5 protein-coding genes and 3 pseudogenes are annotated in these 6,851 nt (G+C 31.4%); 4 read left to right on the forward strand and 4 right to left on the reverse strand.

Annotation, left to right across the window (positions count from 1 at the left end; translation table 11 throughout):
• Positions 1-75: 75 nt before the first annotated feature.
• Positions 76-1,262: pseudogene (locus tag KPL51_RS24525) on the reverse strand (ATP-binding cassette domain-containing protein); the annotation flags it as partial.
• Between the two features lie 159 nt (positions 1,263-1,421).
• A pseudogene (locus KPL51_RS23625) lies at positions 1,422-2,318 on the reverse strand (ABC transporter ATP-binding protein); the annotation flags it as partial.
• A gap of 147 nt (positions 2,319-2,465) precedes the next feature.
• Here KPL51_RS23625 and KPL51_RS16140 point away from each other — a divergent pair.
• A complete protein-coding gene (locus KPL51_RS16140; protein WP_216163612.1) occupies positions 2,466-3,173 on the forward strand; it encodes an AraC family transcriptional regulator in 708 nt (235 codons plus the stop codon).
• Positions 3,174-3,336: 163 nt separating this feature from the next.
• On the opposite strand, the gene KPL51_RS16145 is transcribed toward KPL51_RS16140, so the two are convergent.
• Complete coding sequence (locus tag KPL51_RS16145) at positions 3,337-3,876, reverse strand: IS1595 family transposase (protein ID WP_216163613.1); 540 nt, start codon at positions 3,874-3,876, stop codon at positions 3,337-3,339.
• Positions 3,877-4,086: 210 nt separating this feature from the next.
• Between KPL51_RS16145 and KPL51_RS16150 the strand changes: the two genes are divergently transcribed.
• The 3 genes and pseudogenes from KPL51_RS16150 to KPL51_RS24530 form a co-directional block, all read left to right on the forward strand.
• Positions 4,087-5,067: a site-specific integrase gene (locus KPL51_RS16150; protein ID WP_224854326.1), complete on the forward strand. Its 981-nt coding sequence runs from the start codon at positions 4,087-4,089 to the stop codon at positions 5,065-5,067.
• Between the two features lie 94 nt (positions 5,068-5,161).
• Positions 5,162-6,097, forward strand: a complete 936-nt coding sequence (locus tag KPL51_RS16155; protein ID WP_216163615.1) for a site-specific integrase — start codon at positions 5,162-5,164, stop codon at positions 6,095-6,097.
• A pseudogene (locus KPL51_RS24530) lies at positions 6,081-6,323 on the forward strand (tyrosine-type recombinase/integrase); the annotation flags it as partial. The gene KPL51_RS16155 and the pseudogene KPL51_RS24530, both read left to right, overlap by 17 nt.
• 182 nt (positions 6,324-6,505) lie before the next feature.
• Here the strand turns inward: KPL51_RS24530 and KPL51_RS16160 are convergent.
• Positions 6,506-6,706 carry a hypothetical protein gene (locus KPL51_RS16160; protein ID WP_244998106.1) on the reverse strand — a complete coding sequence of 67 codons (201 nt, stop codon included), beginning with the start codon at positions 6,704-6,706 and terminating at the stop codon, positions 6,506-6,508.
• Positions 6,707-6,851: the final 145 nt, after the last annotated feature.

Genomic DNA, 6,851 nt, shown 5'->3' on the forward strand with positions numbered 1-6,851 from the left:
TGTTTAATTATTTCAACTATATAGGAAATCTAAAGTTGCTTCTTATATAAAAAAACATCCCACAATTTTTAAGTTCTAAATAACTTCTAGCATTCTGTACTGACTCATATAGAGATCACAATATTCCCCTTTAAACTCCATAAGCTCAGTGTGGCTTCCTGATTCAACTATTGTTCCATGATCAATGTACATAATCCTATCTGAATTTTTTATAGTAGAAAGCCTATGAGCTATTATAAATGAAGTTCTCCCTTTTAATAGCTGGCAAAGTCCCTTTTGTAGAAGTATTTCTGTCTTTGTGTCTATACTTGAAGTTGCTTCATCTAATATTAAAATTCTTGGATCTGCAAGTAAAGCTCTTGCAAAAGATATTAACTGCCTTTGACCAACTGAAAGTCTTGAACCTCTTTCATGTACCTGCGTATTATAACCTTCACTTAAGATAGTTATAAAATCATGTGCTCTAACTGCTTTTGCAGCAGCAATAACTTGTTCATCTGTTGCATCAAGCTTACCGTATCTTATGTTGTCCATTATAGTACCTGAAAATACAAATGTATCCTGAAACATTACTCCCATCTGTCTTCTTAATGAATTAAGTTTCACGTCACTGACACTAATTCCGTCTACTAATACTTCTCCACTTTGCAGATTATAAAATCTACTTATAAGGTTGATTATAGTTGTTTACCAGCTCCTGTAGGGCCTACTAAAGCTATAGTTTCTCCCTCTTTTGTTATGAAATTCACATCGTTTAATATCCTTTGTCCATCATCATAACAGAAATTAACGTTTTTAAATTCCACTGTGCCTTTTATTTTAGGCATTTCAAAAGCTCCTTGTAAGTCTTTAACAGTAGTCTCTTCATCCATAGTCTCAGTTTGTATATCAAGGCTTGACGTAGTATCATCCAGTATTATTATAGATGGGTTTTTTAAAAGCGCCCTAGCAAGAGAAATCCTTTGCTTTTGTCCTCCTGAGAGTCCCACTGCTCTTTCACCAACAATAGTATCAGAGAAAAGAAATATGTCTTGCATAGCAACAGCTATATTTTTACGTAACTTTCTCAAATTAAAATCCTTTATATCATGACCATCAACTGTTATTTCACCTTTTGTGCATTCATAAAATCTACAAAGTAAACTTACAAAAGTAGATTTACCAGAACCTGTAGGTCCTATAATTGCTATGGTTTGCCCTGGGCTCACTTTCAGATTTATGTCCTCACGCACTGCTTCATCCCCATAATTAAAGTTTACATTTTTAAACTCTATATTTCCCTTTATCCTATCTTCCTCAACTTGATTTTTTGAATTTATTATTTTAGGCCGAGTATACATAAGTTCCATTATTTTTTCTCCAGAAGCTGAAAACCTTTGTATATCATTGATTAACCAACCTGCCATCCTCATTGGATTGTTAATTGTAAATATTAAAGCGCTAAAAGTAACTAAATTTCCAATGGTAATGCTATCGTTAATTACCATAATACCACCTACAAGGATAAGTACTATATTAACTCTTATTGACAGTGAATCTATTATTGGTAGGTACCTTCCCCAAACTTTTGCAGAATCAATGTTTCTTTTTCTAAATTCTTCGTTTTCTTTTCCAAATTTTTTAATTTGGAATTCTTCTTTAGCAAAAGCCTTTACCACTCTATTGCCACTTATATTCTCCTGTGTAACTGAGTTTAACTTTGAGAACTGCTGTCTCACATTAAAAAAAGTTGGTTTTACTTCTATTGCTAGCTTTCTTGCAAAGTAAGCTATTGGTGGTGTAAACAAAAGCAATAGCAAGGTAAGTTTATAATCTATTGAAATCATAATTCCTATTCCAAATAAAAACACAAAGGAATTTTCTATAACGTTGTAAACTACCCAAGCAAGAAAATGTCTCACTGCGTCAATATCACCTGTCATTTTATTCATTATATCTCCAGTATTAGTTTTATCAAAGAAATTAAAATCTAATTTTTGGAGATTGCTATAAATATCATTTCTTATGTCAAATATAGAATTTTGTGACATCTGTTCTAATAAAATTAAAAAAGTATACCTAAATAAAGATCTAAGCATTGTTATTCCTGTAATAAGTGCTAATAAAGGAACTAACATATTCTTCTCTTCCCCCATAATAACCTTATCCACTATTGTTCCTGATAAATATGGCGCTACCATGCTCATAGCTGAACATATAACAACTAGTATAAATCCCACTATGATTCTACCTTTGTATTTTCTTGCATAATTCCACACCCCTTTTAAAGCCATAATTATCACCCAGTAATTTTTTTTATCTATATCATTATCATGCATAACTGCAAATAATAAAATGTAGTTTTCTCTACTATTTAATGTCCATTCTTATTCTAATGTTTGTAAATTTAACTAAAATTTGATTAATAATTTATAAAGACTTATAATAAACCTATAATATAATAATTAATTATTTAGAGGTAGATTATGTGTGATTTAAAAATTGATGTAGATAACTTCAACCCCAAGATGTTATATACTTTTGTAGAAAAGTTTAATGATAAAAGTAATTTAACATATCATTGCCATGATTTTATGTCCATAATATATATTTTGGCAGGTACGTGTACTTATAACATTAGTGGAGTTCCACATATTGTAAAAAAAGGAGATCTGCTTATTTTCAACCCTAATGTTTATCATGGGAAAATCCTTCCTACCGATAGTGAAATTAATGAATTTCAAGTAGGATTTCAAAACTTTAATATAGAAGGACTGCTGCCTAATCATTTTCTTGAAAGCACTACTCTAAAAGAAAAAGGAATACTAAATCTAGAAAACTATGATAAAACAACCATAGTTAATACAGTTTTAGAATTTATAAATGATAATTATATGTACAACCTTTCATTAGATGTAATATCAAAAAACATGTATCTTAGCCCTGTTTATATTTCTAAGATATTTAAAGAAAGTACAGGAGATTCCCCAATAAACTATCTTATAAAGCTTAGGCTATCGAAAGCTAAATCATTATTAGAAATTGGCGACCAAGCTATTAATAAAGTATGTATAGCCGTTGGTTACGCTGACGTTTACTATTTTAGCAAGCTTTTTAAAAAATATTATGGTTGTTCACCATCTAAGCTAAAACATAGCTCTGTTTGTGATCAACTTATTCAGTTAAATTCATAATATAAAAGGTACGGGTCTGAAATATATATATTTCAGACCCGTACCTTTTATATTTAGGCTATGTTTAAGAATGGTGTTGATAATTTGTCTAAAATGAAAGGAAGCCAAGTGGCTTCCTTTCATTCATTTTTTATAAAAATAACTATTCAAATATTTTACATAATTATATATAAATCGCTTCCCTGATTTTAAAATCTTTTAATTTTGTATCCGAATGAGATGTATGTGACTGAACTAATAAATATTTGCTTTTTTCAGTATCCTTCTGTGTATTAAATAACTGCAACCATTTAAACCAGTACATGTAGTTGGTGAGGTATTTTGTGGAGACACTATGAAATCCATACATCCATTCTTTTAGTTTGCTATGGAAAGCATTTATGTGCTGTATATGGTATATACCTTCCTTATGCTTACCACGTTTAATTTGCTGTAGTTCGACATCTAAATTTTTGGCAAACTTAATATAACTCTTGTGTGAGTCAGTACAGAGGGTTGAATTATCCTCTATCCTACCTGTAAAGAGTCTTTCTAAATCTGTATGCTTCATTCTACCTTTACATATTAGTTCGGTTACAATATTGCCTACCCTATCAATTGCACATAAAACACAAATTTGTTCCTTTGATATACCTCTTTTTCTCTTTTCCTTCGTACTACTCCTACTACCTTTAACTCCACGTCTATGAGGTTCTCGTGGCATTATAAACGTGGTGCTTTTCTTATGATTTCCTTTAAAGGACTCCCTGAATTAAATATAGTATTATATTTATAGGATAGATAGTTAAGTATATTAATGTTTATCCTATTTAATTATACATGATATACGGGATAACCATATATATTTTATTCAGTATATATAGTACATAATATAATTTTAATTAGGGATAATAACATAAAAGGAGATAAAAGGATGAAAGTACAAGAGGTGTTGTTAGAGGATAACAAACGGAGATATATGTTGTTTGATGATAATGACATGCCAGTTATTTCAGTGCTAAAGTATCTAAAGCATCTTGATAACACAGCCAAAAGCGTTAACACACAAAAAACTTATTGTTATGCATTAAAACTATACTTTGAGTATTTAGAAGGGATAGAAATGGCATATGGAGATGTAAACATAAATGTTCTATCTGGTTTTGTTGCATGGCTAAGAAGCCCCTATAAGAGTGATAAGATTCTTGGGTTAAAGCCTACAAAAGCAATAAGGACAGAAAAAACAGTAAATTTAAATATAACAGCAATAACTAATTTTTATGATTATCTTTTTAGGACTGAGGAAATAAATAACAACATGATTGAGACTCTTATGAAACAAGTCTTTGTGGGCGGTCATAGAGTTTATAAGGACTTTCTGTTTCATGTGAATAAAAGCAAGGCAATCTCTAAAAATATTTTAAAAATTACTGAACCCCGTAGTAAATTAAAAGTTTTAACAAAAGATGAAGTTGAAAAGGTCTATTCAGAGACTACGAATATTAGGGATAAGTTTCTAATTAAACTTCTTTTTGAAACTGGATTGAGAATTGGAGAGGCTCTCGCTTTATACATAGAGGACTTCATTTGTGATTACAAGAGTGGTCATAAAATTAAATTGGTAGACCGAGGGGAACTACCCAATGGTGCGAAATTGAAAACAGGCGAAAGAGAAATATATATATCACAGAATTTAATGGATTTATTTGATGATTATATGTATGAGGTTTTAGATGAATTAGAAATTGATACCAACTTTGTTTTCGTTAAATTAAAGGGCTGTAACAAGGGTAATCCAATAGTATATAGTGACGTTAATGCTCTGTTTAGAATACTCAGAAAAAAAACTAAAATTGATATTCATGCACATCTTCTAAGGCATTATGGTGAGTGTTTTAAAATGGTGAGTAATTAGATTTTTTCGTGTATTGGGGCCACTATTATCTAAATCACTCACCATAATAATTGTAGTCAGCCTATAATGGATTTAAAAGAGGAGGATGATTACAATGAATAAAACCAAGAATATACACGAGGCAATTGAATCCATTCTTGCTTCATTAGAAAAACAAGGACAAGCACCCGGAACACTCAAAAATTACAAAAACTCATTTAACGTTTTTCAGAAGTATCTAATTGAGAATGAAATATCTGAGGTTGATGAAAAAGTCTGTTTGGAGTATATTTATTTAAAAACAAACATAAAATTGCACAGTTTTAATGGAAATGTATTGAACTCTAAAATTAACCGACGAATGAAGCCATTACACCTATTGCTTATGTATCTTGATGCAGGCGAATTCTGCTATCATCCTAGAAAAATAAAAGAGCAATTCATGTGTCCGGAAGGATTCCTTGATGAATACAATATGTTTATGGAGGAATGTAAACGCAGAGGATATGCCAATGCAACATTTAATTCAAATATACAGAAGGTACAGTTTTTTCTGAAATATCTTCATTCAGTTCAAATTAATTCATCAGATGAAATAACACTTAATCATATCTGTAAATTTTTAGCATCCTATGATAACGCTGCCGTCAAATATATTGGTACCATTCTTTATGTGTTGAGAAATTATCTGTCTTTTGTTTATCAGAACGGCTTTACTTGCTGTAATTTTTCTCTTCTACTCCCGAAGGTCCGGATCATGAGAAATTCTTCTATTCCATATGCATGGAAAAAAAAAGATACTCTAAAACTTCTTAATGCCATCGACCGTGATGATCCAAAGGGCAAACGTGATTATGCTCTAATACTGATGATCGTGAGACTTGGATTAAGAGTAAGCGATATTAGGAGCATGAAGCTCTCATCTCTAAACTGGAACCGTAAAACTATCTCACTTAACATGATGAAAACAAAGCAACCCATTGAATTGCCGTTGCTAGAGGATATAGGTTGGGCCGTTATTGACTATTTGAAAAATGGCCGTATTGTTTAGATTTCTTTATGGCACGGGTGCAAGGATCTCTGAAGCACTGAATCTTACCATCGCAGATGTCAATCTTAATGATGGCATTGTAACAATCCGTCATGCAAAAAACAATAAGGATAGGCTTATTCCAATTACAGAAAGTCTAGTAGTTAGAATGCGAATATACATAGAAATTTTCCATCGTTTCAGTGATAATAACAGCTTTGTTTTGCCTGGATATAAAATGGGACATATGGATAGAAGTACTGCTTATACTCACTTTAGAGATTATCTTCTGATGGCTGACATACCTCATACTACAACAGGTCCGAGAATCCATGATTTTAGTTATCCAAACCTTAATAAAATCCAAACCTTTTTCAAATATGCCTGTTATTTAAGGCTTTTGATGAAAAATGGTTTGGATTTTTTACTTTACTTTTTCATTGACTTAACACCACAAAACTCTGCAAGTCCACCTTTTATATTTTTCCATTTCTTTGATACTTTTTTGTCGTTCTCATCTTCAAGTGTTAAAAGGGCTTTTAATTCCTGCTCTAGGGTAATATCAAGATATACCATTGTTGTCTGTAACTGTTCATGCCCTAGCAGAAATGAGATTTGTACTATATTCATACCGTCTTCCAACCAATGGGAGGCTTTAGCATGGCGAAAATGGGGAGCTCCCCATTTTCGCCATTATGGTGAGTGTTTTAAAATGGTAAGAGAATTGATTCCTTTGTGTATCTGGGTAATTATTATCTAAATCACTCACCATAAT

The sequence above is a fragment of the Clostridium bowmanii genome (assembly GCF_018861315.1).
GTDB classification, from domain to species: Bacteria; Bacillota; Clostridia; order Clostridiales; family Clostridiaceae; genus Clostridium_AD; species Clostridium_AD bowmanii.

Bases quoted from the DNA above. Each gene is read 5' to 3' on its own strand.
- KPL51_RS16160 (WP_244998106.1), bottom strand. From the start codon at position 6,706: ATGAATATAGTACAAATCTCATTTCTGCTAGGGCATGAACAGTTACAG.
- KPL51_RS16155 (WP_216163615.1), top strand. From the start codon at position 5,162: ATGAATAAAACCAAGAATATACACGAGGCAATTGAATCCATTCTTGCT.
- KPL51_RS16150 (WP_224854326.1), top strand. From the start codon at position 4,087: ATGAAAGTACAAGAGGTGTTGTTAGAGGATAACAAACGGAGATATATG.
- KPL51_RS16145 (WP_216163613.1), bottom strand. From the start codon at position 3,876: ATGCCACGAGAACCTCATAGACGTGGAGTTAAAGGTAGTAGGAGTAGT.
- KPL51_RS16140 (WP_216163612.1), top strand. From the start codon at position 2,466: ATGTGTGATTTAAAAATTGATGTAGATAACTTCAACCCCAAGATGTTA.